We start from the raw sequence: 25,938 nt of genomic DNA, 5'->3' as shown, positions 1-25,938 counted from the left end.
TCTTATGTCTTGTCCAATAAAATTCGTTTAGGTATCTAAAAATCTTCTCATGGAAACGATACTTCCGCAGGCACCGATGCTTACACCCAAGGCTACAAAAATCCAGACCAGGTTATAGACCAGGAACAGACCCGGCACCATATTGGTAGAAAGCATAACGAATACTTCCTGTCCAATCAGCTCTGTGATCTTATAATAGACCAAACTGACCAAACCGGCGGAAACCAGAGCCGAAAGGATTCCAATCAGGATTCCTTCGATCAGGAAAGGTCCGCGGATAAACCAGTTGGTAGCACCCACATACTTCATAATACTGATTTCTCTCTCTCTTGCCAGTACCGTAAGTTTAATAGTATTGGAAACTACAACCACAGAAACGATGACAAGGAAGACAATTACGATTAAAGCTCCGATTTGAACGAAGTTTGTAACCTTCATTAACTGGTCTACCGTACTTTTGTAATATTTGATATCCTCTATTCCGTCAAAGGTCTTTACCTTCGCTACCACCGCATCCGCAGCCTCAAGCTCCGTTACTTTAATGAGTATGGAATTGGGAAGCGGGTTGTTTTCGAGTCCGTCAAGGAGATAAGCATTATCACCCCATTTGGCTTTCCATTCTGCCATGGCCTGCACATCTGTCAAATAGGTCGTCTCACCTACCCCGGACATTTGATTCAAGTTTTCCATCATCACTACCGCATCCTCATAGGACGTCTCGTCCAGCAGATAGACCTGAATGGTATCAAATTGCTTTTTGGCGGTTTCGGAAACCATATTGATATTGACAACAAGAATAAAGAATAATCCTAAAATCAGCAACATGGCAGTAATGGAAAACATGGATGCCATGGTCATTGTACGGTTTCTGAAAACCTGTTTGAATGCCTGTTTGATGGCACAACCGATACTATTTAACATGACTGTCGAACACACCTCCCGCACGCACACAGGGAGTTCTCTCGTCCTCATATGCACCATAACTGCCGCTGGCATCGTCTCTGACAATACGTCCTTTGTCAATGGCGATAACGCGTTTTTCCATTTTATCTACGATATCCTTTGCATGGGTCACCATCAGTATGGTTGTCCCTCGAATATTGATCTGTTCTAAAAGCTTCATAATTTCCCATGCCGTATCCGGGTCCAGATTTCCGGTAGGCTCGTCCGCTATTAAAACAGTAGGATTGTTGACAATGGCTCTGGCAATGGCCACTCTCTGCTGTTCTCCGGCAGACAATTCATGCGGATATTTTCCCGCCTTGGAGCTGATGCCAACCAGACTTAAAACCTGCGGTACCTGCCTTCTGATGGTACGCGGTGTAGTATGTATAATCTCCATGGCAAATGCCACGTTCTCATAAACGGTTTTCTTGGGGAGAAGTCTGAAATCCTGAAAAACGATGCCTGTATTTCGTCTCAGCTTCGGGATAAACCGGTTGGGGAGATTGGTAATCTCCATCCCATTGAGCTTAATGCTGCCTTTATCTGCTTCTATTTCCTTTAAAATCAGCCGGATAAAGGTAGACTTGCCAGCACCGCTTGGTCCAACTAGAAAAACAAAGTCACCTTTATCGATCTGAACCGTCACATCCTGTATGCCGATGTTGGTACCATATGACTTTGTTACGTTATTAAATGCAATCATAACCAGGGGCCCTTTCCTCTGTCAAATATATTCAAATTCTTACAATTTCTCAGGTTAGCCTTTCTACAAAATATTATAATACAAAACAATTTATTATGAAACACCTAAATACATTACAAGTTCATTACATTTTTTGGATTACAAAATTTGACAAAGAGCCAACTGGTTTTATCATAAATTAATATAATTTTATACTTTCCGCAATCTCTTTCATAGGTTCATGAAGCTGATTTCTGACCTCCTGAATGCTATACGGGATTTTGCAGATATACTCAGCCGTATAAATATTCTCAGCGGCTACCATCGGCAGGAAAATAGGCCTTCGCAATCTCAAAAAATCCATCATTTCACGGCGGTTGATTCCCCGGTTATATTTGTTTATGATGTAGATCACATTTTGGCAGCGAGATTCGACTGACTTAAGCTCGCAAAGCCGGTGATAGCCTTCGAGCATTCTGGACGGAAGGGGATCGATTACCGCAATAATCTGATCCATATGGGAAAGGAGCCGTTGATTTCCTTTTTCATATTGGGAACAATCGCAGAGAATCAGATTCCCCGATGCCTGATTGATCAAGCGGAGCTTTTGATCCGTATCCAGTGTGATGTCCATTTCAGCCGGAGATTTCAAAACCCAGTTGATCCCTTCCTCCATATTCCTTTTTCCTCGAATACTTCTTCCTTCCCTTAGTGCCTTGAAAAAATAAAAATATTCCCGTCCTGCAAAACGCTTGTCCATTCCGGCGGAATCAAATATACAGCCGTTTCCCAGTTCTACTACCGCAGGATGAAACTCTCTGGTGTTTGCAAGATATTTTGCGAGGCAGGCAGTCAGGAAACTAACTCCCGCACCATGAGAAATACCGACGATTCCAACTTTGATTTTATCCAGCGGCGTTGCCGTTTCTCTTCGTTCTCCTTCTCTGGAAAGGACTCTGTTCATACGCTGATTTCCATGATCAAGATCCTCTGTTATCAAATGTAATTGATCTGCCATATCCGCTCCTCCTTTTTTACATATATTACCATATATAATTTTATATGTAAATCGTAAAAAAACCTGGCAGGCAATCCGATCAATTATAATCTGATCAAGATCACTGTCAGGCTTTTTATATTGTAATTCTATTGGGAAATCGGATTGTTTCAAAGCTTACTATGGATTTATTTCTTCTCCATGGACAATCTTTCCATCAAATAAGGTCATCATAGGTGCAATATCAGCGATCTCCTCTGTGTCAAGAGCAAATAAATTCTCCGAAAACAAAACTAAATCTGCCTTTTTTCCTTCTTCTATACTGCCTATTTCATTTTCCATAAAGTTGGCATAGGCGCCGTTATAAGTGGCAGCTTTTACAATCTCCTCCAAGGTCAATCTTTCATCCGCGGTTTTTAACGGTCCGATCATCCCATCTTTTACAGGACTATTTGGATCTGCTGTCCTGGTCAGATTCATCCCTTCATACCAGTTCTGAAAAATTTTGTCCGGGATTGTTCGGGTTATCGCTCCATAGAACAGCCATCCTAAATCTGGTTCCGTCACAAAGAAGTCGCTGTGCGTCGTTACATTCATTCCCTTTTCTATAAGACTTTTTGCAGGGTACATCCTGTCTGCCCGTTCTCTTCCCACATAAGGGACATACAAGTTCCAATAATAATCATCCATAGCCATCCAATAGGGAGCAATCACGGCCGTCATACCTAAGTCCGCCATTCGTTTCTGGTCTTCCTCATTTACAAACTGCACATGTGCAAAGGTATGTCTGGAATCACGTTTCCCGTTTGCTGCCACAACTTTTTCCAAGGCATCAAGGGTATATGCAGCAGAGGCATCACCGATTTGATGAACATGAATTTGGAAGCCCTCCTTATCGATTCTTGTAAACAGTTCTTCCATCAGTTTATCATCCCAGACCTTGATCCCTCTCCAGCCATCCTCTCTTCCTTCATAGGGCTGTGACAGATATGCCGTTTGTTCCTCTAAAACCTGATCTGCAAAAAACTTGAAGCTGTTCACTTGAAAATAGGGGGTTTGAAAACCTTCAGAGATCTCTATCCCCTTTGTAATCGCTTGTTCCAAACCATCTTTACCCATTTCCGGTGTCAGATGCCAGGCACCGCGCACCCTCAAAGTCAGCCTGCCTTCTTCCGCAAGTTCTTGATAGGCCATATAATACTCTTCTTGATCAACAGGAATCAGTGCATCGAATACCGTTGTCAGACCTGCTTGATTAAACCATTCCTGAAGCCAAAGAATGGCCTCTTTATATTGTTCTTTTGTGTAGGCAGGTTTCAGTTCTTCAACCAGCTGCATAGCAGACTCCTGCAGCAGACCGGAGGGTTCACCCGTGAAAGGATCTCTTTGTATGACGCCTCCTTCCGGATCTGGTGTATCTTTTGTAATCCCGGAAAGCTCCATAGCTTTCGAATTTATCCACAAAGAGTGTCCGTCGGCAGAAGTAATCATAACAGGCTTATTGCTGCAGATTCTATCCAGACTTTCTTTTCTGGGGCCTACGGCATCAAATGAGGATCTCATAAATCCGGCGCCTACATAAACTTCTAAAGAATCATTTTCATCAACGAATTCCTGAATCTTTTTCAAATATTCGTCTACCGTAAAGACATCCTGAAGAGTTATTTCAAATCGATAGGTAACTGCACTCATGGCAGGATGCATATGATTATCAACGATTCCGGGTAATACCGTACCGCCCTTCAGATCTTTGATGACAGTATTTTCACCGATATAGGAATGTAAACCATCTGCATCTCCTACATATGCGATTCTGCCGTTTTTAATTGCTATAGAATCGGCTACCGTATTTTCTGAGTCTACAGTATATACATTTGCATTGGTTATTACAATATCAGCAGCATTCCCGCCACTCGTACTGCAAGCATCAAACGTCACCATGAATGCAATAACCAACAGGAGACAGATTAATTTATTTATGATACGATTCTTATCAAGCATTCTTTTCTTTCCTCCTTACTATCTGAACTTTGATCTGAATTTTACTTGATTTCTCCGCTCAGATCGTCAATATAATGGATGGATTCTCTTGTGTCCTGCTCTTTTTGTGTTGGTACTTCGATCTTTTTTCCTATAAAATATACGATAATTCCCGCTGCCAGCAGAAGAATGCCGCCAATCCTGCAGGTATCCAGCATACCCCAGAAGTTGCTGAAAAACCCGCAGCCGTATTCTTCAAGATAATAGCTCTCTCCCCATTCGCCTTCGTACAGATACAGGAAAACAGAACCCAATAAAGCGACAAAACCGCATAACGTGAGATACACGCCGATCTGCATCATATCTCCAAAGGCCAATTTCGTTTTGGGATTTAGGGGATGATTGACAGGATCCTCTATAGAAAGACCTCCGTAAATCCATTTGCAAACCAAATATCCCGCCAGGCTGACAGCCAGCATTAAAAAACCCGAAATAAAATACTCTGTTCCATTCACATAAAGGGCGATGATGGAAATAAGAAAAGGTGATGCTGTCATAAAGTGAAGTCCTAATCTGCCGCCGGGGATTACAAATAATCCTTTGGCTTTTCTTTCTTCAACGGGATATTTTTTTCGCAATCTTCTTGTTGCTACGGCGATAGCCATATATAAATACAGCATCAGAGGAGTTGTCGCCATAACCAGAGTGGTGAAATCCCATTGACACAGTAATATGGTAAAGAAAGCCATGATAAGAATGCTCACTGCCGGAACCTTTCTTTTTTTGCTGACTTTTACCATAAACCTGGGGAACAAATGATCATCCGCCATTACAAAAAAACCTCTGGAGCCTGATGCTATATATGCGTTGAAAATAGAACACTGGGATAGGATTGCAATCACCATGAAAGCAATCCCGAAAGCAGGCCCCAGATGCTGGATCAGAACATCCATGTAGCCTACCGCATTTTCTCCTTCCGTAGCCCAGTTCTCCCACTGACCCACGGAAGCGAGGCCTGCAAGGGTAGGAAGGAAGTAACTCAGCGCAATAAGAGGCATGGCGATAATCAAGCCCTTCGGAATTACCTGTGGATCTTCCACTTCTCCTGCCACATTAGACATGCATTCGTATCCGCAGTACATCCATATGGCGATGCAAACAGACCCGCCCAGATTACCCACAATGTCTTTCTCACCGTTCATAAACGGCACGATGGGATTGTACTGCCAGTTCAAGAAGCCCACGATTGCCACTACAGAAAATCCAATAATCACAGCAATGGAAAGAACGGTACTGACGCGCGAAACTTCTTTGATCCCAAGTAAATTAATGGCAGTAAATAGAATGATGATTAATATTTTAAATACATAAGCCGTTACCGGAGTCATGGGAATAAATTTCTCCATGTAGCCTACCACAAGGACTACATACATAGCCTGTTGAAGCCAAGTGCCAATGGTCCCCCAAAAACCTACCTGCCACCCCCAGAATTCTCCCAATCCTTCTCTTGCCCATACATAGGCACCGCCCTCCGACGGAAGAACCGATCCCAGTTCCGCTACCATTTCACTGATGGGAAATGCCCAGAAGATGGGAAACAAAACCAACATTAAAAGAGTAAGTCCCGGCCCGCTGATTGGGATCATTTCTTCAATGCCGAAAGCGCCTGCAGCAACAAGACAGTAGATCATAAAAACGATTCCAGGTATCTTTATTTTATGCTTCTTTAGCCCGGCCACCCCATGGACTTGATTATCGCTCATTTTTTTATTCTCCTTTATCAAATATTTTAGAAATAAAGGCCTTTCTTTATCGTCCCTGTTTATGCTGTTATGGTCTTCTTTTTATTGTTTTGCATTTTGGCAGCGTCCTTGAATAATTGAGCCATAATCTTTTTATCATTGACCGTTTTATATTCCGAATCCATTTCAACGATTCCATATTCAAATCCGGCTTCATCCATAATCTGCAAGAAAGGAATCGGATCAAAATATTCTGGTGAAAATACGCCTGCATCCTTCCAAATACCCCGTCCGATGAGCTCAATACCGACTGCGGCTCCGAAGCCGGTCTGCGCCACTACCACCTGCATTTTCCAGTTTTTCATGGAGATCTGATTGTCAAAAGGCTGATACATAAACACTTCTCTGGTTTTTCCATCCTTCAGGCCCTTGCAGTGGATTCCTACACACATTTTGCCGATCATCTCATCTCCCAGATCTTTAGGCTGGGGTGCACAGGCTGCCACCACATCTCTTGGAATCACCTTTACATTTTCAACCTCAACCGGTTTTAAGCTTCGTAAACCAAGTGCATTGATTACCTTTAGCGCCTTTACCAAATTGTCATCCAAGGCGATTTTATAGGTGCACCTTCTCAGTCCATATTGTTGAAGATATCTTGGAATGGTAACCGTTTCTTCATGCTCAATCTTGACAAGCGTATTCATTCCAACCCCGGCAGGCATCTCAAAAGTTTCTTCTCCGGCAAAAGGCCTGTCAACAATAAAGCCATAATCTCTGTTCCATTCGACGTTTGGATTGATGCATTCATCCAATACGGTCCAAACGTTAAAGCCGAAAGCAATGTCATCTTCACCGGCACTTGGTATGGTGAGATTGCCCCCATCCTTTACATGTACTTCATAGAGTTCGTCAAATAAGTACTCTGCGGCAAATTTAGCGAATACGTTTACAACACCAGGGTCAATGCCAAGGCAGATACATGCCATATTGCCTCTTTCAGCCCATGCCTCATGCCTGTCAAAGTTATACTTTGTCATAGGCTCCTTGTAGCAGTTTTCCAATCCGATCCCATACTGCGGCGGATCAACCGGAACGGACCAGGTTCCCATGTTTGCATACTTTGCACCCGCTTCAAAGGCTGCATCAAAGATCTTGTTTGATACAAATGGAGACGCAGCATCCATTACAAAATCACAATGGAACTTTTTAATCAGCTCAATGAGCTCATTTTCATTGTGTGCATCCACTTTCTCCGGCGTATACCTGTCACTGCTGTTTAAATGCTCACATACCACCCTGGCACGACTTAGATTGTAGTCGGCTACTACAACGTGCTCCAGCCACTCTCTGTTTGGATCCCGGGATTCCAGAATTTTTAAGATAGATTCTCCTACTGCTCCCGCTCCGACTAATAACATTCTCATCTTTTTTTCCTCCTTGCTTTTGGCGGCAGGCAACTAGTAAAACAATTTAGAATTGCCTGCTAAATCTTACTCAGCAGTTGGAAACCAAATATTTCTATGACCCAATTATGTATCATAATTCCTCTGTCCTTTTGCCTGTTGGTTATATCCCCGTTGGCTCTCCAATTAAATGGAGCATCTCCAGAGTATCGTCCAACAACCTTCCTTTCGCCTGTCAGTTTCCAGAAGGTGACTGCCACCACCTTCCTTTGCTTCTTCGGCCTTCTGATTTAACAGAATGTCTAGGGTTGTTTTCATCCGAAACATTTGGTTTTAATCAAATGTTTATTGCAATAAAAAAAGACCACCACGAAGCATAGCAATGCTTAGTGTTGGTCTGTAGAAAGCTAATCTATAAGACTCTCATTCTATTACTGCAACATTCATTTGATGTGTTAAATCCTGCACCTCATTCATGATTTGCAAAATCCTCACATTGACATTACCATATTTTTCATTGGATTGTCAATGTTATTTTATCAATTCTTTTTACTCCGTCAACAATCACTGAGGTCAGATTCGATCCGCAGCCAGTGGCTAGTCCGACTACTTCCTCCAGTTTCATTGATATTTCCTCATAAAAAAGTTTTCTGAACTGTTCCACAACGGATAGGTTCTTTCTATTAGAAGACAGAGTTTTTTCCATAACCGTAACGGCGTCAACAGCGATAATCTCTACCTTATTTTCAAAAAGCAGCACTTTAACATCCTGGGGGCCTTTTCCGGTGTAAGTTTTCATAAGCTTTAGAAATTCACGGCGAATCGCTTCTTCCATGATCCCTTTTTGAGCAATGGTCTCAAAGCGAAAAGACTGCGCTCTCTCCTTTCGGTTGCTCATTACGATGGAACCAGCCATACACTCCAGCTTTTTCTCCAGTTCATCCGTATCTATCGGCTTGATGATATAATGGTCAATACCAAGATCTACGGCTTCAAGCACGGTATGAACTTCACTGATGGTGGAAGTTATCAGAATTCTGCAATCCTTGTTCGTTTTTCTGATTTCTCCTATCATTTCAAGACCCGACAGACCCGGCATAATCAGGTCGGCAATTAATATACCAGGTCTGCACTCATGAAATTTTTCGATTCCCTCTTCTCCGGAAGCAGCGGTAAACAACTTTCCAACCCTCAACTTTATAAATTTTGACAATGCTTCCCTTGTTGCTTCATCATCTTCGACATATAGAACCCGTAGTTGTTTTAAATCACTCATGATACGTTTCCTCCTTTGGAACCACGATTCTGCAGCAAACCCCGCTCTCTGTATTAAAGAGGTCAATACTTCCGTTCATGTGAACTTCAATGATCTGTCTTGTCAGATACAAGCCTATGCCGGTCCCGCCTTTTTCTTCCTTTGTCGTATAGTACGGCTGGAACAGCAGAGGTTTCACTTCATCTGCAATTGGTTTGCCGTTGTTGAGGATATCGATAACGGTATCTTTTTCTTCATTTTTGTTTTTGATATAAATTCGTATTTTAATTTCCGGCCTTTCCGGATTTGATTCTATAATGGCATCCCTTGCATTATTAAGCACATTAAAGACCGCCTGACAAAACTCATTTCTGTAGCCATACACGGTGAGCTCCTCTTCACTTTCCACTTCTACAGAAATTCTGTTTATTTTAATGCTTTCGGCCATTAGGCTTAAGGCTGTTTCGATCTCCTGATTTAATGAAAATTCCTGTTTTTTTCTTGCCGGCTTTAAAAATTCAGCAAAATCATCCACAGTATTAGACATGTTCTTTATATAAAGCCTCATATTCTCAATATGATCTTTCAGCTGCTTTTCTGTAAGTTTCTCATTTCGGAAATCATCCCAGAGGTTGGAGAGGCTTATGCTCATTACGTTTAGTGGCTGTTTCCACTGATGTGCAATATTTCCGACCATTTCTCCAAGCTTAGCCTGTCTCGATTGATGAAGTAAAACAATGTCCTTTTGCTCATATTCTTTTACAATAGGCATCACAGACCTTTCAGAGAAATAGACAGCATAAGCGATAACGCCGGTAAGAATCAGAAGGGCCATTGCAATCAGCATTTGATTCATGTACTTAATGGGGAGCAGCATGCTGTCTTCACTTTGAATCAATGCTAAAATCCATCCATTGGACGTACCGGCATAGGTGGTTATATATCTTTCGTTATGTACTGTGGAATGGCTTATATTTTTATTGCTCTTCGGATCAGCGATTTCCGGCAGCAGATTCAGAACGCCGTTTCGCTTCATTTCGTTAAAAAGGTTTTCCGGCTGACTTCCGGCCAGATAATTAAAATTTTCATCCATTAAAAACGCAGATCCGCCTTCATTAAGCTGAATATTTTTTACCGTCTCAAAGATATCGTCAATGAATATATCCGTGCCCATAACTCCAATCAGTTCCCCATTTTTGTCCCAGCAGCTGCTGGCATAGGTTACGGAATAGGTATTGAGATACATGTCATATTCGACGCTGCTCCAATTTTTACCGTTTTTTATGGCATCATAATAATAATCGCTGTCTTCGTTTCCTTCCGTCAGCCATTCATCTACGGTATTATCGGCTTCCATATAAAAGACCTCGCCATTTTCATTTCTAAGGTACCAAACCTCATCGTTTCCACCGCTTGTTTCCGGGTTAAAAGTCAGGTAAAGACTCTTTGTTTCGGGGATCGTTTTCATCGAGTGTTTTATGATCTCATTCAGTTTTTTTTCCAGTGCAAGAAACACCGGTCTGTTATCCGCGTATTCCTCCGTGACAAATTCAGCGGATACCATTGTGCTTATCAAATCAACTACATTTTCCTGTGTTTGCAGTACTGAACTGAATTGATTGGCATATTTCTGGGATGCATATAGCAGCTCTTTCTTCACTTCTCCTCTCATTACATTTTTACTGTTTGTAACAGCAGTCCAGCTTAAAACAAGAGTAATGATAAATGAGCAGCATACCAAAGACAATATAATTTTAAGAGTAATGTTCTTCATAAACCTATCCCTCAGCATAAGATCTTCCAGATAAATCCATATAGGTGCTTGAATTTACTATACCATAAAAAGAAGAAAGAACAAACAACAAAAGGGTGTTTATAAAAATTGAAACATCTTTTGAATCATCAAGAGACAGAAAAAGCCGGCAACCGTATCATTTCAATACGATTACCGGCTTTTATCACATTTGATTACTCTGTATACTGGACCTTTAATTCGATCTGATCCGGTAATACAGCAAGATCGGTTTCGGCTACCTGCAGCGGATAGGTCAACACCTGAGTCAGAGCCGTACCAGGCTGAGGATCCTTGAATTCCGTAAACACAACTAATGTTTTCAGGCCGTCTTCTTCGGTGACTTCCATCTTTTCTATGGCCACGTCATATCCTGAGGTCGGTTTCTCTCCACGGGATGCAATGACATAAATTTTGTCATCCACCATACATGCCAATGCTCTTTCCAGTGTACGGTATTCCGGTATCACTTGGCTGGCAATCTGTTGAGGAATTTCTGTCTCTCCCAATACCTTGTAGTTCACCTTCTCATCACCCTTAAAAATATTCATCCCTGCCATAACTGCAACTATTGCAATTATGATTATAACTATTATGATTACCATTTTCTTGTTTGGCTTACGCATTTTTCTCAAAACACCTGTCTTACTCACAATAAAAACTCCCTCCTGCCATAAATTCTTATTAAAATTTATTCAGGGAGGGAGCTTATTATTCTTAATTTCTTTAGATTCCTTATTTTACTTTACAATCCTTTTACGGCAGCCACAATGTCTTTTGCGGTAAGTCCATATTTTTCCATCAGTTCTGCCGGTTTTCCGGATTCTCCAAAGGTATCCTGCAAACCAACAAAAGCCATTTTTACAGGTGCATGTTTTGCAACTACTTCAGAAACTGCTGACCCCAGCCCGCCAACGACAGAATGTTCCTCTGCCGTAACGATGCCTTTTGTTTCCTTTGCAGCCTGAATGATAATATCCGCATCAATAGGCTTAATGGTATGCATATCGATAACCCGCAGGCTGATTCCTTCTTCTTTGAGGATTGTTGCCGCCTGCAGAGCTTCATTTACCATAATGCCCGTTGCGATGACGGTATAATCGGACCCTTCGTTCACACACATGCCTTTCCCTATTTTGACCTCGCTGTCAGCCTCGTAAATACCGGGAACTGCAGCTCTGCCCAATCTTACAAAGACAGGACCCTGCATAGCTGCTGCCTCTTCGATGAGAATTTTTGCAGAGGCACCGTCTGCAGGACTGATCACCGTCATTCCCGGAATGGTTCGCATCAAGGCTATATCTTCAATGGTCTGGTGGCTCCCCCCGTCTTCTCCCACGGTGATGCCCGCATGGGTTGCACAAATCTTGACATTTGCCTTGGTATAGCCGATAGAGTTACGGATAATTTCAAAAGCCCTGCCTGCCGCAAACATGGCAAACGTACTTGCAAAAACTATTTTTCCGGAGTGCGCAAGACCTGCGGCGACGCCAAATAAATTTTGCTCGGAGATCCCCATATTGAAAAATCTGTCCGGATATTTACCGGCAAAATGGGTGGTCATGGTAGATTTCGACAAATCCGCGTCCATAACAATAATATTCTTATTCTTCTCACCAAGCTCCAGGAGAACTTCTCCGTACGCTTGTCTGGTTGCCATTTTTTCAGACATTACCATTCACCTCCAAGTTCAGCCACTGCTTTTTTTGCTTCTTCTTCATTTGGGGCCTTCCCATGCCAGCCCGGATGATCATTCATGAAAGATACTCCGCAGCCCTTGCATGTTTTTGCCACGATAACAGTGGGCTTACTTTTGTTTTCTCTGGCCTGTTCAAAGGCTTTGACGATTTCTTCCAGAGAGTGGCCGTCTATGCTGATGACATGGAAGCCAAAGCTTCTGAACTTTTCATCAATGGGAGTAACCGTCATGACTTCCTCATTTTTTCCGTCGATTTGAAGCCCGTTCCAATCAACCACGGCCACCAGATTATCCAGCTTGTAATGAGATGCAGACATGGCTGCTTCCCATACAAGACCCTCCTGTAATTCTCCGTCACCCAGCATGACATAGATACGTCTTTGAGACTGATCAAGTTTGGCTGCAATGGCCATTCCTACAGCAGTGGAAAAACCCTGACCCAGCGAACCGGTAGACATCTCTACCCCCGGAACACGTTTCATGTCAGGGTGGCCCTGGAGCATGGAACCCAGCTTACGCAGTCCCTTCAGTTCCTCTTTCGGGAAGAATCCTCTTTCTGCCAACGCCGCATAAAGTACAGGAGCAGCATGACCCTTGGAAAGCACGAAACGATCCCTGTCAGCCATCTTCGGATCCTTTGGGTCAATGTTCATTTCATGAAAGTAGAGTACTGCCATGATCTCCGCTGCGGATAACGACCCTCCAGGATGCCCGGAACCAGCGAAATAAGTCTCTTTAATAATATCAAGTCTGATTTCCCTGGCTGCCTGTTTCAATTTTTCATAATCAATCGCCATTCTTATTTTCCTCCTCTTATTCTGCTGATTACTACTTTTATCATAAAGAGCGGCAACGCCGCCATTCTTTTATATCTGCTTGGCTGCTGAATGAATCGGTAAAGCCATTCCAACCCATGATTTCTGTAAAACTCTGGTGCTCTCTTCAGCGTTCCGGCCCAGACATCCAGGCTTCCGCCTACTCCGATTGCTCCTTTTACGTTTAACATTTCCTGATGCCTGAATACGAACTTTTCCTGCTTCGGAGATCCCAGAGCGACGCATAAGAAATCAGCTCCGGAACCATTGATGCGTTCCACGATTTCGCTTTCCTCCGGCTCTCGGAAATATCCGTGATGGGTACCGGCAATCTGCAGCCCCGGATATTTTTCCTTCATTTTCTGAGCTGCCGCCTCAGCAATACTCGGAGAATTTCCCTCTCCCGGCTTGCTCCCAAGGAAGAAAATCGATTGCCCGGTTTCCTCCAGGTATCTCAATATTTGCTCTAAAAAATCAATACCCGTAACTCTCTCCCTCAAAGGCATACCCATAATTTTAGATGCATATACCAGGCCGATGCCATCCGGAATAATCAAGTCTGCTTTTTCGATAATTCCTTTTAATTCAGGGTCCTGCGATGCGTTCACGATAATTTCGGAATTCGGTGTTACGATTAAACTACATTCCGGGCTCTTCATCAGTTCCCTGAAAATATCCATGGCTTCTCCGGTATTGACCATATCTACAGGTACATCCAAAATTCGTATTCGTTTATTTGACATTCTATACTTTCCTTTTCCATCATAATCTATCAAATTATTTCTTCATTAATTCCTTGATCAAGTTTTCGTTGGTATCCAGCTTTTTAATCAGCAGCTCGATACGGCTCTTTACTTTCTCTCTGATACGGTCCGCGCTTAGAATCGTTTTCTCAAATTCCTCAATAAAAAATTCATTCTGAAAATCATACATGCTGCACATGGCTTTCATATCCATAGAGTGCATGAAAGAATTGATTTTCGGATCATAGGAAATAGCAATCATAGGTACATCCATGATAGCTGCGTGAATCAGAGCATGAAGCCGGACACCCACTAGAATATCCATATTTCCAATGATACTAAGCATTTCTTCTGTCAGATATTTATGTTTTATACAGCAAACATCATTGCCGAGCCTGGACTCAATTTCTTCGATAACAGCCATATCCTCGGAAAAATGAAAAGGAATCAATACAATCTGTGCCTGATATTCCGACACAAGTCTTTGTATTGAAATGCAGATTTCATCTACAAAATTGCTCTTAATCTTTTTTTCCCGGATGGCCCAACCCACCATCATACGGGTTTCATCCTTCACAAAGCCTTCTTTTTTCAGAATTTCCTGCCCGATGGTCAGATCTGCCTTTTTCACTCTCAAAACAGGGTCAGCTGTAACGATGATGCGATCGGAAGGAATGCCGATTTCGATCAAAAGCTCCTTGGAAGCCTCATCTCTAACCACAATTCCGCTGGCTTTTTTTAAGGTTGCAGCCGTCAGATGCCGATTCAATTTTGAAAGAATGGGTCCAATACCCTGACTGTAAATAAAGAATTTTTTACCGAACAGTTGAGCCAGCCACATCATCATCAGATAATATAAAATGCTTTTCTTGCTTGTGACATCCTGAAGCAGGCTTCCTCCTCCGCTGATGAGAAGATCACAGGATTTCATAGCTCGGAGAATGTCCTTTACAGATTTTCTGTTGACGGAGTTCACACCGTATTTCTGAGAAGTAAACTCTGGATTCTGGGACAAGACGGTAATTTCAATCTGATCCAGCTTTCCGCGAAGATTATCAATCACCGCACGAAGTATGGACTCGTCTCCTATATTATTAAATCCGTAATAACCTGATATCAGTATTTTATACATTTTTGCTTATCTGCCTTTCCAGCTTCTTATATAGTTGATAGGCCACATCGAACAGTACAACGGCAACGATACCTACTAGAATTCCAAAGAGCAGGGAATAGCCTGTTCTCACAAAGCCAAGATAAAGCGGCGTCCTGATGTGCATAAAGGTATTTACCACAGATGTCAAGCCGATTACAGAGGCAAGTCCGAAGATGATCGGCCATAGCGGAAGCCTCTTCACGGTGGTATATACCAGCAGCAGAATTGATGGGAACGCAAATAAAAACTCTTTATTTCTTGGTCTGGCCGTCAGATGATCTTCCAGCATATTTCTGAATATCATTTCCAAATTGGAAACCTCTATAGAAGAGTCATGTCCTGTTCTTATCAGATAGTAGTATCCTACGCCTCCAAGAACCATAGCAAGAAGGATCATCCATACTTTGATATCCGTATACAATACATCCCTGATATCATGGAATTCCAGTCTTCCTGGGTTCTTCTTCCCGGTTCGGTAGCCGTAGTATGCAAGATACACCACAAGATAGAATGCCAGGGGCAGCAGCTGTGCCAGTTTTACCCCTCTGAAGATATCGATCTCCAGCATAAAGTTTGCAGAGGAAATAGGCGCTGCAGTCATAACGCCGCCCAAAAGGGATATTGCCACGCCGCAAATCAGAAGGATAATACCTTTGCTGATGATTTTTACCAGCTTAACGGAAGGTTCCTCCATATCGCCGAACTCTTTACTCTGTTTCACAATCAGCAAAATCCCCATGCAAGGGAACATCACCGCAGCCGCGAAGGCGGCAAGATGCTCGGCATAGCCCGGCAGCACAGTGTAAAAGCCTATGACCCCCAGGGTTCCCAGTATAAAGAGAAGCCATTTGTATTTCTTTCCAATGGCAAGGAGCGCATCAATAATCAGTACCGCAGCAGCGATACAGCCTATCACCATGGCAAGCTTCTCCCAAAAGCTCACCTGATAATTTTCCATTACGGAAGCTTGTCCGAATTTTATATCGTGCTTTGCAAGTCTCGTTTCCAGGTTGGAGAACATGGTCTTATACTCTTCCACATCCGTCACATACACATGCTGGTCTTTATATTCCTTGATGGGCTTAAAATAGATGAGCCTTACGTTTCTCTCCACCACCGCACGGAACAAGGTATTCTCGATTTCCTTGGCTCCTGCGTAACCGTAATACTGATAGCGGTTTTGTATATAATCCCATACGCTGAATATTCTCACCGCGTCATAACCGGTACTTTTTACGATATCATTGACACCATATTGCAGAATATTCTGCAGTTGAGTGGTATTTTCGATCAAACCGATGGTAATGTTATTCTCCGTAATATAGTCTTTGGCCACGTCAATGCCGTCATCCCAGCCTATAACGCTTTCTCCCCCGACAATCATGTACTCAGGAACCTTTCCAAGCTCCTGATAACTGGCGATTACGGCTTTCGCATAATTTGTATCATTCCAGCCGTCGTAGCTTGCCGTACGCGGAATAATTTCCATCCCTGCATCTTTTACGATTTTGGTCTTGGAATCCAACAAGCCAAAATTAAGGTACATCAATTTTGAGCTTACGATCTCATCCTTTTCAACGAAGCCTTTCTTCATTGAATTCAAGTATTTATATTTCTCAGAATAAAGAGTCTCTTTGGCGGTCCCGTCCAATACAATGAAGCCGCCATCCTCTGCAGGAGAAATAAAATAACGATCCGGCTGATATCTTTCCTTGACAGCGTTGGCTACAAAATCAAAAGTTTCCTTGGAAGCGGATTCGATGAGCAAATCATACCGGTCAAAACCATGATCATATAGTCCCTGAATAAAAGCTTCCGGATAGTTGGCTTCCCAGTCCGCCTCTCTCGTAATAATATCCATAATCGTGGCGTTGATGGGCAGATCGGTGCCTTCCATCAAGGAAACCATGTTTTCCTCCGCAAGGCCAACTTTGGTAATCCCCATATCTTTAAATTGTTTCAGCCACCAGGAGACGTCGTGCTCCGACTGATCCGCCATGGCTTTTATCTCATTGTAATCCAATACGATATCATAACTTTTGTTCTTTGTTTCCACCCCAATTCTCCCGCCGATGGTCACAAAAGAAACCAAAATGGATAAAATCAAAATGAACAGTAATATTTTATTCTCTTTCAACAGCAATTTCATTCCCCAGTCTTCTTCCTTCCTTTTGTATATTCCTTTTTATTTTGCTATGTACGGCTTGCAGCAGCATTTTCTCCCCGGCAACCGCAAACCCATGTAACATTGTACCTTTTTTTACCACGGTAGTAAATAGGGACCTAAATTTTTAAATAAGTTTGTTCAGCTTTGTTCAGCGGGCCGGATGAAATCCGGCAAATGCAGGCAGAACGTAAAATAGAGACTGATTGAATGGGCAATGGACTCTAAAAGCCACGATCTCCTGTTCTATTCAGTCTCTATTATTTTAAAAAATAAATATTTATTGTATTGTATAGGAACCTCGGACCATAATCCAAACTTCCGTTGCAGCCAGTATTCCTCTTCCATCACTTCTTGGGATCAGCAGCAAATGATTCTGGGCCACCGTTTGGCCAGTCATCAGATCTTTTGCTCCTGTGATGTCCGAAACTCCGTTTGCTCCATTATCGATCGCTGTTGCTTCTCCGCTTCTCAGGATCACTTCTGTACCCTCATTGCCAATGAGCTTCTGTCCCGCAGTAAGCTGTACTGCTTTATAGGTGTCAGAAGCGGACCCCCCGCTTTTAAGCTGAGCGATTTGGGCATCCACATAACTTTTTGTTACCACGGGGTCACCCTCTGAGCCGGGAGTAGTATCCACTGCTCCAGCCACTGCTGTCAAGCCTACGATTGCAATTAGAACTACCAATACTGTTACAACTTTTTTCATCTGTTCCTCCTAAAAATCAACAATCCCAAGACTGATGGTGAGTGCTTCATTGACATCTGCAATGATATCATCATCCACCCTTCCTATTTTCTCCTTCAATCGTTTCTTATCAATGGTTCTCAGTTGTTCCATCAGCACGACAGAATCCTTATTCAGGCCATGACCTAATGCACCGATTTCTACATGTGTAGGCAGCTTTGCCTTATTAATCTGAGAGGTCACCGCTGCTACAATTACAGTAGGGCTATATTTATTTCCAATATCATTTTGCACTATCAGAACCGGTCTTACTCCACCCTGTTCGGAGCCAACCACCGGGCTTAAGTCTGCAAAAAAAATATCACCTTTCTTAACTATCAAGTCATTCACTCTCCACTAAATATTTTTCATAGCTTTCCAGATTTATTATATCTTGATACAGCCCTTCTTCAGAAAGACTCACATTAAGCTTTGCCATTTCCATATAACCGAATTTCATCATCTCCTGAAATTCCGGTCTTAGACATCTATCGTTATTCTTCAATTCAGACATTTGGTCACCTCATCACTTTCTCTTACAGCAAATGGTATATATCTAAATTTTTTCTTTAAATATATACAGACTACAATAATAATTATATTGTCGGTAATCCTGCGTGTCAAATGCCTTATTTCTCCAAAATGTCCTGCTCATCCATTGTGGTCTTAATCGCAAGGGCGATCCTAGTCGCTATGTCTGATGCAATGATACCATACTCTCCCAGTACCTGAGCAGCCATATCTCCCGCCAAGCCGTGAAGATAAACGCCTGCCGCCGCGGCAGCTTCCGGGTCAAGGCCTTGACCTGCAAGCGCTGCAATGACCCCCGTCAAAACATCTCCGCTGCCGCCGGTTGCCATACCGGGATTTCCTGTTGTATTAATATATGTTTTCCCTTCTGGTGTTGCCACAACAGTATCAGCACCCTTCAGTACTGTTACCGCTCCTGTTGCAGCTGTTAATTCCCATGCCGACTTGACCCGATCTTGATTGATGGCCTGAGTGCTGACCGAGAGCAGCCTCGCAGCTTCCCCCGGATGAGGGGTAAGGATCAGCTTCGCTTTCGCATTTTTCATGGCATCCAAATCATCTTTAAGTAAATTCAAACCATCCGCATCCAACACCACCGGTTTATCTCGGCATTCTAAAATTTTTTTTAAGTATAGTCCATTTTTCTCATCATCCCCTAACCCCGGACCTGCTGCAATGGCATGATATTGCATGAGATCCTGCATGGAACGTTCACGGGATATACATGTAGCCTCCGGCACTCCGATCTGAAGGATGGGAAATAATTCTTCCGGGATGGAAACCCGAACCAACCCGGCTCCTGTTCTCAATGCTGCCCTGGCGCTAAGTACAGCCGCACCTGCCATGCCCTTAGAGCCGGCAACGATGAGAACTCGTCCACAATCACCCTTATGTATATCCTTATCACGTTTCCTGATAAAAGTATTGACATAAGATTTTGTTATTAAACTATAATTTTTTAAATTTTTCATAATACCACCAAAAAAAGGATATTATAACGCATCAGCAGAAAATTTTCAGCTGTGGAAAATTTTCTTGCATTCATGCGTTAATGAGACGGGGAACATCTTTTCGTCTCGTTATATCCCTAAAATAAACGTTGCTAGTGCAAAATAAGTAACAACGGAAACCATATCCGTCAGAGAAGCAATCATAGGACTTGCCATCAGTGCAGGGTCGATACCAACCTTCTTAGCTCCCATAGGCAGCATGCTTCCGATGGTTTTTGCTGCGATAACAATCACCAGCATGGAGCCGCATACCGTTAAGGCAATCCATGGGCCATGCCCCTCCACCCAGCAGATTCTTATAAAATTCAGCAGACTCAGCACAAGACCAATCATGAAGCTGACACGGAGTTCTTTCCATAACACCTTCCCTACATCCCTGAGATCCACATCGCCTACCGCCATACCACGAATTACCAAGGTGGCAGATTGTGAGCCGGAATTCCCTCCGGTACCCATCAGCATAGGGAGATACGCAACCAGTACGATCACCTGGGAAAGCACCGCTTCGAAGCTTGTGATAATGCTGCCGGTAATAATATAGGAGCACATCAGTACAAACAGCCAGGGCAGTCTGTTTTTCACATGCTTCCAGACACTCATATCCAGATATTCTTCCGTAGAAACAGCCACACCGGCCATTTTTTGAAAGTCTTCCGTAGTCTCCTCGTCGATAACATCCAAAATGTCGTCAACGGTGATAATTCCTACCAGCCTTTTTTCGTTATCTACTACTGGAATAGCAAGGAAGCCGTATTTTTTAAACGTGTCGGAAACATCTTCCTGGTCATCCAGCACATTGACGTAGATAATGTCCTCATGCATCAGGCTTTCTACAACCACATCATCGTCAGAGACCACCAAAGTCCTCAAGGATACGATACCCAAAAGCTTACGTCCTTCATCCTTGATGTAGCAGGTATAAACGGTCTCCCGATCCATGCCTTCCGATTTAATATGGGCGAGGGCCTCAGCCACCGTCATATTTTTTCTCAGGCTGATATAATCCGGCGTCATCAAACTGCCGGCACTGGTTTCCGGATAATTTAAAAAGGTATTAATGAGTCTTCGCTCTTCTTTTGTGGATTTTTCCAGAATTTTATCGACTACATTGGCAGGAAGCTCTTCAAGAACGTCGATCATATCATCGAAATCCATTTCATCGATTATATGCTGGATTTCTCTGTCCGTGATCCCGTTAATAATGGCCACCTGATCATCTATAGGAAGATAGGCGAATACCTCCGCCGAAACATCCTTGGGCAGGGTACGAAATAAAATGATAGCTTTTTCAATGCCAATGTCTTCAATGACTTCTTCCAGGATTTCCGCTATATCTACTGTGTTTGCTTTTAAAATCTCATCTCTTGCTCTGCTGTATTTCTTTCCCTCTAACAGTTCAAGAATCAGCTGGAGTCTTTCTTCCGTTACAAATTCGTTCTCCATTGGGTTTACCTCCTCTCTTAGCCAAGCCGCTCAATCTGTAAAACAAATTGATGGCAAACGTTCACCACTATGCCACTGCGAGATAAAAACCGATAGTCCCAACTTATAACGTAACTTCCAAAGAAAAAAACAATTTTCAGACTATAAATAAACAGAAGCTACAGTGAAAGTAAGGACTTGATTTCTGTCGTTATGTATTTTATGCATTTCTATCCGCTCGTGACTCGGTCCTAAATCCATTACTCTCACTCCTTTTTTGAAATAATTTCAGAGAAATTATCGTACTTAAATTTCGACAAAGTATTTTTACGATAACTACAAAATTATACCTTATTTTTTAATAACAATGCAAGGTTTTCTTTTATTTGTAATATTCAAATTTTAAATTTTTGATTTTTCTGACTTCCGGGTGTAGAATATTCTGGAAAGTGTAAATCTATTCCAATTAACCAGTATGGAGGTGAAATCATTTGAAAAGGAAAATACTGAGTTTCATAGTAGTGCTGGCCCTTATCGGAGGCAGTTTTGGATTTGCCTTCGCAGATACCACCTATGTCGTGAAAGACGGTGATGTTCTGTGGAAGATTGCAAATCAATATGAAACCACCTGGCAGACTCTTGCAGAGTATAACAAACTGACAAATCCCAACCTGATTTATGTCAATCAAAAAATCAATATTCCGGATGGAAAAGGGTCTGCTCCTGCACCTATTCCTGCTCCCGCACCGGTACCGGAACCCGTTGATGAAGGGGTAACGGTTCCCGCAGCAGCACAAACGGATTTCGAAAAATTCATTGCGGCTGTTGACCAGCAATATGCATACAGCATTGCACTGGAACTCTCCACCAACCCAAAATATATGTCCTCCAGCATCGGAAGCAGAACAGCCGGCAGCGATGCAGAGCATGCTGCAGCAGACTATCTTCTGTCCGAGATGAAGAGGCTTGGTCTGGCCGAAACAGAAAAGGTCGCAACGGATGTCACCAAATGGCAGTTCAATGGCGCTTCCCTGACTTTTGCAGGGGATGACAAGGTGATTCTTCCTCATTCCTATGCTACCGGTGCAACACCGAAGAACGGAATCACTGCAGAAGTGGTTTTTGTTGGAGACGGCACCATGTATGATTACGAAGATATTGATGTAAAAGGCAAAATCGTCCTGATTGATCTGGATCAGAGAGCAAACTGGTGGATTACTTATCCGATGCTGGAAGCTGAGTTTCAAGGGGCGGCAGCCATCATGAGCGCCAATGTCGGTGGTTTTGCTCAGGTAAGCAAGGATGCTTTAAATTCGCAGGATATCTGCGGTCCTGTCAGCATTCCCTGTGTCAGCATCAGTGTCAATGATTCCGACTATATCAAGGCCAAACTGGAAAAAGGACCTGTAACGGCTACCTTGAAGGTGGACAATGTCGTTCAGGACGGCGGTACTTCCTACAATATTATGGGAAAAATCAAGGGAAAAAGCTCGGATCAGCAGATTATCATAGGCGGTCATTATGACATGTATTTCAAAGGCTTCCAGGATGATAACTGCGCTGTAGGTCTTGTGCTTGCCATGGCTAAGGCTATGAAGGACAGCGGATTTGTTCCGGAGAACGACATTGTTTTCTGTATTCACGGAGCAGAAGAATGGGGTTCCACATACAGCATGTTTGACTGGACTACAGGTGCCTGGAATATGATCAATAAAAAGCATCCCGAGTGGGCAGGAAAAACGCTGGCCTTTGTGAACTTTGAGCTGCCTGCTTATGAGTTTGGTTCCTACACCAGTGTTTATTCAGCTCCTGAATTATACAGCATGATCGACTATTACGTGAACAAGTACCCTCTTTCACCGAAGCCTGTCAACTGTTTTCCTGATGGAGTCAAGACAGAGGGATACCAAACCTACACCTATTCCGACGACTTCTCTTACTATGCCGCCGGAGTTCCCTCCACAGTAAACGGCTTCCTGCTTCAGGAAGATATGGAGACCGTGTTCCCCTTCTATATCGAGAGATACCACTCCCAGTTCGATGATCCCGGCACCTATGATAAGGATGTTATGGATTTCAATATCAAATTCTACGGAGCACTGGTGTCCTATATAGACAGAACACCGGCACTCTTCCTGGATTTTACTTCCCAATACGACAGGCTGCTCGCCTCGCTGGATGAAAATATCGCAGCAGCATCCGGAATTGATACCTCGGCTTACAAAAATGCCCTGTCAAATCTGAAAACGGCTGCCGAAAGCGCAAAGCAAAAAGTAACGGATATCAATACAAAGTACAATAACGCGCTGATCTCCGGGATAGATCCGGACAGCCCCGAGTTGATTGCCCTGAAGACCGAAGCAAAAGCTTTGAATGCAAAGAACCTGAAGATATTCAAATATGTTCAGGATGAATTCCTTGGTCTGATGTATGAAAGACCCATCGTACCTCACGAGGCACCCCAGGAGAATATTCTCCTGATGCAGGAAATCGTAAAATGTCTCAAAGCCGGCGATGTTGTCACTGCAGCAGATGAATATGCGTGGCAGGTAAACAATATTTTGGAATGGTATTCCATGTATTTCAGTCCGGAAGTCATCAATATTCAAAATGATATGTTCTGGGGGAAAAACAATCAGAATAATTTGTTCTGGGGAACAAACAAGAACTTTACTCCTGCAGACGTAGAAGCGGCAACCCGGGGCCTCATGGAAAAATATGAAGCGGAAAAACCGGATGTCACTGCTGAAATAGCAGTTTACGAAAAGGCGATTCAGGATCAGAAAGTGATTTACAAGAATCTGATCACAAAGGAAACTGCCGCCATTAAGAAGCTTACAGAAATGCTGCAATAAATCAGACTCACAAAAAGACTGAACCCTGCGGAAGGGTTCAGTCTTTTTTATTGAGAATTCCAAAAAGGGGATACTCTTTTTTATACGAAACCAAATAAGGACGGCAGCCATAATGAAAGTCCCGGTAGATAGGTGGTGATAATCAACGTTGGAATCCATGCAAAGGCAATGTAGTACATCGTCGGTCTCATCATTTCATTGATTGGAGCGTTTCCTATTCTGGCACCCAGATACAGGAATGGTGCTGTCGGCGGTGTAACACAGCCAAGACCAAGATTAACACCCATGATCGCTGCAAAATGGACCGGGTTGACTCCCAGTTGTATTACCACTGGAAGCAGAATCGGTGTCGTAAGAAGGATCGCGCTGGTGTCATCCATTAACATACCAATAATGATCAGGAATAAATTAACGAACAGAATCAATATAAAGGTATTCTCTGTAACTGACGTCATGGCGTTCAGGATCATTTGAGGAACATCTTCCATGATGTAAAGCCGGGACAGCATCATAACGGAAAGCAGCATGATCATAACCACTCCCGCTGTGGTGCTGGCGGTGACCAGGGCATCCTTGAACGTTGTTTTGTTCAATCCTCTATAGAACCAGATGCCGACAGGTACTGTATAGACAACGGAAACCGCTGCTGCTTCGGTTGGTGTCAGGAAGCCGCCGTAAATACCGCCAAGGATGATGATGGGTGCCACCATAGCCGGAAGGGCTTTGGTAGTGCGTCTTCCAAGGGTCTTGACGTAGACAGCCGGAGGCATGGGATCACGCAGTTTGATATCCTGATTCTTGCGCAGCTGCCAGAAGGTGGTGGCACTCAGCAAAATTACAAGGATGATCCCCGGAATGATCGTCGCAAGAAAGCAAGCCAATACGGACTGACCGCCAATAAAAGCATACACGATCATATTCAGGCTCGGGGGAATCAACAATCCAAGCAGCGATGCACTGGAGATCAATGCGGCAGATATTCCACGAGGATATCCTGCTGCTTCCATTCTGGGAAGCATGATGGTGCCGATACAGGAAAGGGTTGCAAAGCCGCTTCCGGAGATGGAGCCGAACAGAGCACAGGATATAACCATGACTGCACCCAGCCCACCTTTGACACGGCCTACAAACATTTCAACCCAGTTGATCAAGCCTTCTCCAATTCCGCTTTTTTCCATGAGATTTCCTGCTAAAATAAATAACGGGATCGCTACCAGGATAAGGGAGCTGACTTTGCTGAATCCATAGGGAAGCAGGAAGGTATAGTCATAACCGCCTCCTACAACGATGACCAGGGATGAAGCAAAAAAGGCAAAGGGAATCGGAACTCCCAATAATAACACAACGATTAACACGATAACTGCAATAATGACGATCATGTTGTTTATTCCCCCTTTCTTTCATCTGACGGCGAATCAATAGCAATTTTTTTTGTAATATGTTTGCCGATAAACAGCTTGATATCGTTATAGAGATAAACCGCATGGTAAAAAGATGCCACAGTTAATCCAAACAAAAGGGATGACTGGGATACGGTCATAGGGATTCTCCAAACCGGTGTCTTGTTCGCCATTACGATAGTCCATTGAAACAGCTGAAAAGCCCATAATAAGAAAATAATACCCAGTATTAATGACAATGAATTCCTGATGATCGCAAGTAATGATTTTGCAAAGCCGTCAGGCATCATGACAACGATAACGTCTGCCTTGATATGGCTGTCTTCGAAGCTTCCGTAAGCAGTTCCCAGCATATAAAGCCAAAATGCACAGATGATGAGAATTTCTTCATAGCCCAGGAAATTGATATTCAATGCACGGGTAATAACTGCAGCAAAAGTGATTATGGTGACCAGGCAGGAAGATAAAATCAATCCGAACCGTAGAAACTTGCTTAAAGCTTTCCAAAAAGCTGTTTTTTCCAATTTATTCATAAACAGTCTCCTTTCTTGTCACGATCAAATCAAAGGGAAGGTTCCGCCTTCCCTTTGATTCATTAAAGTCTATGGAGAAGATTAAAA

General features: G+C 43.1%; 24 protein-coding genes. 2 read left to right on the top strand and 22 right to left on the bottom strand.

Translation table 11 applies throughout. From position 1 onward, the window contains the following. Window positions 1-27 precede the first annotated feature (27 nt). From ftsX to KCX82_RS13740, 6 genes are all read right to left on the bottom strand, one after another. The gene (gene ftsX / locus KCX82_RS13765; protein ID WP_227019059.1) at window positions 28-921 is read right to left on the bottom strand and encodes a permease-like cell division protein FtsX; all 894 of its coding nucleotides are present in this window, start codon (window positions 919-921) and stop codon (window positions 28-30) included. Next, window positions 911-1,648, bottom strand: a complete 738-nt coding sequence (ftsE, locus tag KCX82_RS13760; protein ID WP_227019058.1) for a cell division ATP-binding protein FtsE — start codon at window positions 1,646-1,648, stop codon at window positions 911-913. Before ftsE ends, ftsX begins: the two co-directional genes overlap by 11 nt. A 178-nt stretch (window positions 1,649-1,826) precedes the next feature. Then, window positions 1,827-2,645: a hypothetical protein gene (locus KCX82_RS13755; RefSeq protein WP_227019057.1), complete on the bottom strand. Its 819-nt coding sequence runs from the start codon at window positions 2,643-2,645 to the stop codon at window positions 1,827-1,829. Window positions 2,646-2,804: 159 nt separating this feature from the next. Next, entirely contained in the window at window positions 2,805-4,625 is a 1,821-nt protein-coding gene (locus tag KCX82_RS13750) for an amidohydrolase (protein ID WP_227019056.1), read from the bottom strand. A 41-nt stretch (window positions 4,626-4,666) separates the two neighbouring features. After that, on the bottom strand, window positions 4,667-6,367 hold the full coding sequence (locus tag KCX82_RS13745) for an APC family permease (RefSeq protein ID WP_227019055.1): 1,701 nt from the start codon (window positions 6,365-6,367) through the stop codon (window positions 4,667-4,669). Between the two features lie 59 nt (window positions 6,368-6,426). After that, the gene (locus tag KCX82_RS13740; protein WP_227019054.1) at window positions 6,427-7,773 is read right to left on the bottom strand and encodes a saccharopine dehydrogenase family protein; all 1,347 of its coding nucleotides are present in this window, start codon (window positions 7,771-7,773) and stop codon (window positions 6,427-6,429) included. A 77-nt stretch (window positions 7,774-7,850) separates the two neighbouring features. On the opposite strand from KCX82_RS13740, the gene KCX82_RS13735 reads away from it, so the two are divergent. After that, complete coding sequence (locus KCX82_RS13735; protein WP_227019053.1) at window positions 7,851-8,132, top strand: hypothetical protein; 282 nt, start codon at window positions 7,851-7,853, stop codon at window positions 8,130-8,132. A gap of 134 nt (window positions 8,133-8,266) precedes the next feature. Here the strand turns inward: KCX82_RS13735 and KCX82_RS13730 are convergent, their stop codons facing one another. The 14 genes from KCX82_RS13730 to mgtE all read right to left on the bottom strand — a co-directional run bounded on the left by KCX82_RS13730 (window position 8,267) and on the right by mgtE (window position 21,084). Continuing rightward, window positions 8,267-9,028 carry a Na-translocating system protein MpsC family protein gene (locus tag KCX82_RS13730; protein ID WP_227019052.1) on the bottom strand — a complete coding sequence of 254 codons (762 nt, stop codon included), beginning with the start codon at window positions 9,026-9,028 and terminating at the stop codon, window positions 8,267-8,269. Continuing rightward, window positions 9,021-10,781 carry a sensor histidine kinase gene (locus tag KCX82_RS13725; RefSeq protein WP_227019051.1) on the bottom strand — a complete coding sequence of 587 codons (1,761 nt, stop codon included), beginning with the start codon at window positions 10,779-10,781 and terminating at the stop codon, window positions 9,021-9,023. Before KCX82_RS13725 ends, KCX82_RS13730 begins: the two co-directional genes overlap by 8 nt. A gap of 194 nt (window positions 10,782-10,975) precedes the next feature. Beyond that, a complete protein-coding gene (locus tag KCX82_RS23150) occupies window positions 10,976-11,452 on the bottom strand; it encodes a protease complex subunit PrcB family protein (protein ID WP_227019050.1) in 477 nt (158 codons plus the stop codon). 92 nt (window positions 11,453-11,544) lie between these two features. Further along, complete coding sequence (locus KCX82_RS13715; RefSeq protein WP_227019049.1) at window positions 11,545-12,471, bottom strand: transketolase family protein; 927 nt, start codon at window positions 12,469-12,471, stop codon at window positions 11,545-11,547. Beyond that, the gene (locus KCX82_RS13710) at window positions 12,471-13,295 is read right to left on the bottom strand and encodes a transketolase (protein WP_227019048.1); all 825 of its coding nucleotides are present in this window, start codon (window positions 13,293-13,295) and stop codon (window positions 12,471-12,473) included. The genes KCX82_RS13715 and KCX82_RS13710 overlap by 1 nt, the downstream gene beginning before the upstream one ends. Window positions 13,296-13,297: 2 nt before the next feature. Further along, window positions 13,298-14,056, bottom strand: coding sequence for a WecB/TagA/CpsF family glycosyltransferase (locus tag KCX82_RS13705; RefSeq protein ID WP_227019047.1), 759 nt, complete (start codon window positions 14,054-14,056; stop codon window positions 13,298-13,300). A 34-nt stretch (window positions 14,057-14,090) separates the two neighbouring features. Next, window positions 14,091-15,188, bottom strand: a complete 1,098-nt coding sequence (gene csaB, locus KCX82_RS13700) for a polysaccharide pyruvyl transferase CsaB (RefSeq protein WP_227019046.1) — start codon at window positions 15,186-15,188, stop codon at window positions 14,091-14,093. Then, window positions 15,181-17,358 (bottom strand): DUF5693 family protein, encoded by a 2,178-nt coding sequence (locus KCX82_RS13695; RefSeq protein WP_227019045.1) that lies wholly within the window; start codon window positions 17,356-17,358, stop codon window positions 15,181-15,183. Before KCX82_RS13695 ends, csaB begins: the two co-directional genes overlap by 8 nt. Continuing rightward, window positions 17,333-17,458: a hypothetical protein gene (locus tag KCX82_RS22995; RefSeq protein ID WP_264373277.1), complete on the bottom strand. Its 126-nt coding sequence runs from the start codon at window positions 17,456-17,458 to the stop codon at window positions 17,333-17,335. The genes KCX82_RS13695 and KCX82_RS22995 overlap by 26 nt, the downstream gene beginning before the upstream one ends. Before the next feature lie 195 nt (window positions 17,459-17,653). Next, complete coding sequence (locus tag KCX82_RS13690; RefSeq protein ID WP_227019044.1) at window positions 17,654-18,082, bottom strand: hypothetical protein; 429 nt, start codon at window positions 18,080-18,082, stop codon at window positions 17,654-17,656. A 9-nt stretch (window positions 18,083-18,091) separates the two neighbouring features. Beyond that, window positions 18,092-18,442 carry a type II toxin-antitoxin system PemK/MazF family toxin gene (locus KCX82_RS13685; protein WP_227019043.1) on the bottom strand — a complete coding sequence of 117 codons (351 nt, stop codon included), beginning with the start codon at window positions 18,440-18,442 and terminating at the stop codon, window positions 18,092-18,094. Between the two features lies 1 nt (window position 18,443). Next, on the bottom strand, window positions 18,444-18,614 hold the full coding sequence (locus tag KCX82_RS13680; RefSeq protein WP_227019042.1) for a hypothetical protein: 171 nt from the start codon (window positions 18,612-18,614) through the stop codon (window positions 18,444-18,446). Between the two features lie 115 nt (window positions 18,615-18,729). Then, complete coding sequence (locus tag KCX82_RS13675) at window positions 18,730-19,602, bottom strand: NAD(P)H-hydrate dehydratase (RefSeq protein WP_227019041.1); 873 nt, start codon at window positions 19,600-19,602, stop codon at window positions 18,730-18,732. 108 nt (window positions 19,603-19,710) lie between these two features. After that, window positions 19,711-21,084: a magnesium transporter gene (mgtE, locus tag KCX82_RS13670; RefSeq protein WP_227019040.1), complete on the bottom strand. Its 1,374-nt coding sequence runs from the start codon at window positions 21,082-21,084 to the stop codon at window positions 19,711-19,713. Between the two features lie 470 nt (window positions 21,085-21,554). Between mgtE and KCX82_RS13665 the strand changes: the two genes are divergently transcribed. After that, a complete protein-coding gene (locus KCX82_RS13665; protein WP_227019039.1) occupies window positions 21,555-23,918 on the top strand; it encodes a M28 family peptidase in 2,364 nt (787 codons plus the stop codon). A gap of 80 nt (window positions 23,919-23,998) precedes the next feature. Here the strand turns inward: KCX82_RS13665 and KCX82_RS13660 are convergent, their stop codons facing one another. Then, window positions 23,999-25,297, bottom strand: coding sequence for a TRAP transporter large permease (locus KCX82_RS13660; protein WP_227019038.1), 1,299 nt, complete (start codon window positions 25,295-25,297; stop codon window positions 23,999-24,001). A gap of 5 nt (window positions 25,298-25,302) precedes the next feature. Next, the gene (locus tag KCX82_RS13655; RefSeq protein WP_227019037.1) at window positions 25,303-25,851 is read right to left on the bottom strand and encodes a TRAP transporter small permease; all 549 of its coding nucleotides are present in this window, start codon (window positions 25,849-25,851) and stop codon (window positions 25,303-25,305) included. Between the last annotated feature and the right edge of the window lie 87 nt (window positions 25,852-25,938).

Source organism: Sinanaerobacter chloroacetimidivorans (genome assembly GCF_018128545.1).
GTDB lineage: Bacteria > Bacillota > Clostridia > Peptostreptococcales > Anaerovoracaceae > Sinanaerobacter > Sinanaerobacter chloroacetimidivorans.
The sequence above is the reverse complement of the archived record's forward strand: the minus strand, read 5'-3'. Positions and strand labels throughout refer to the sequence as shown.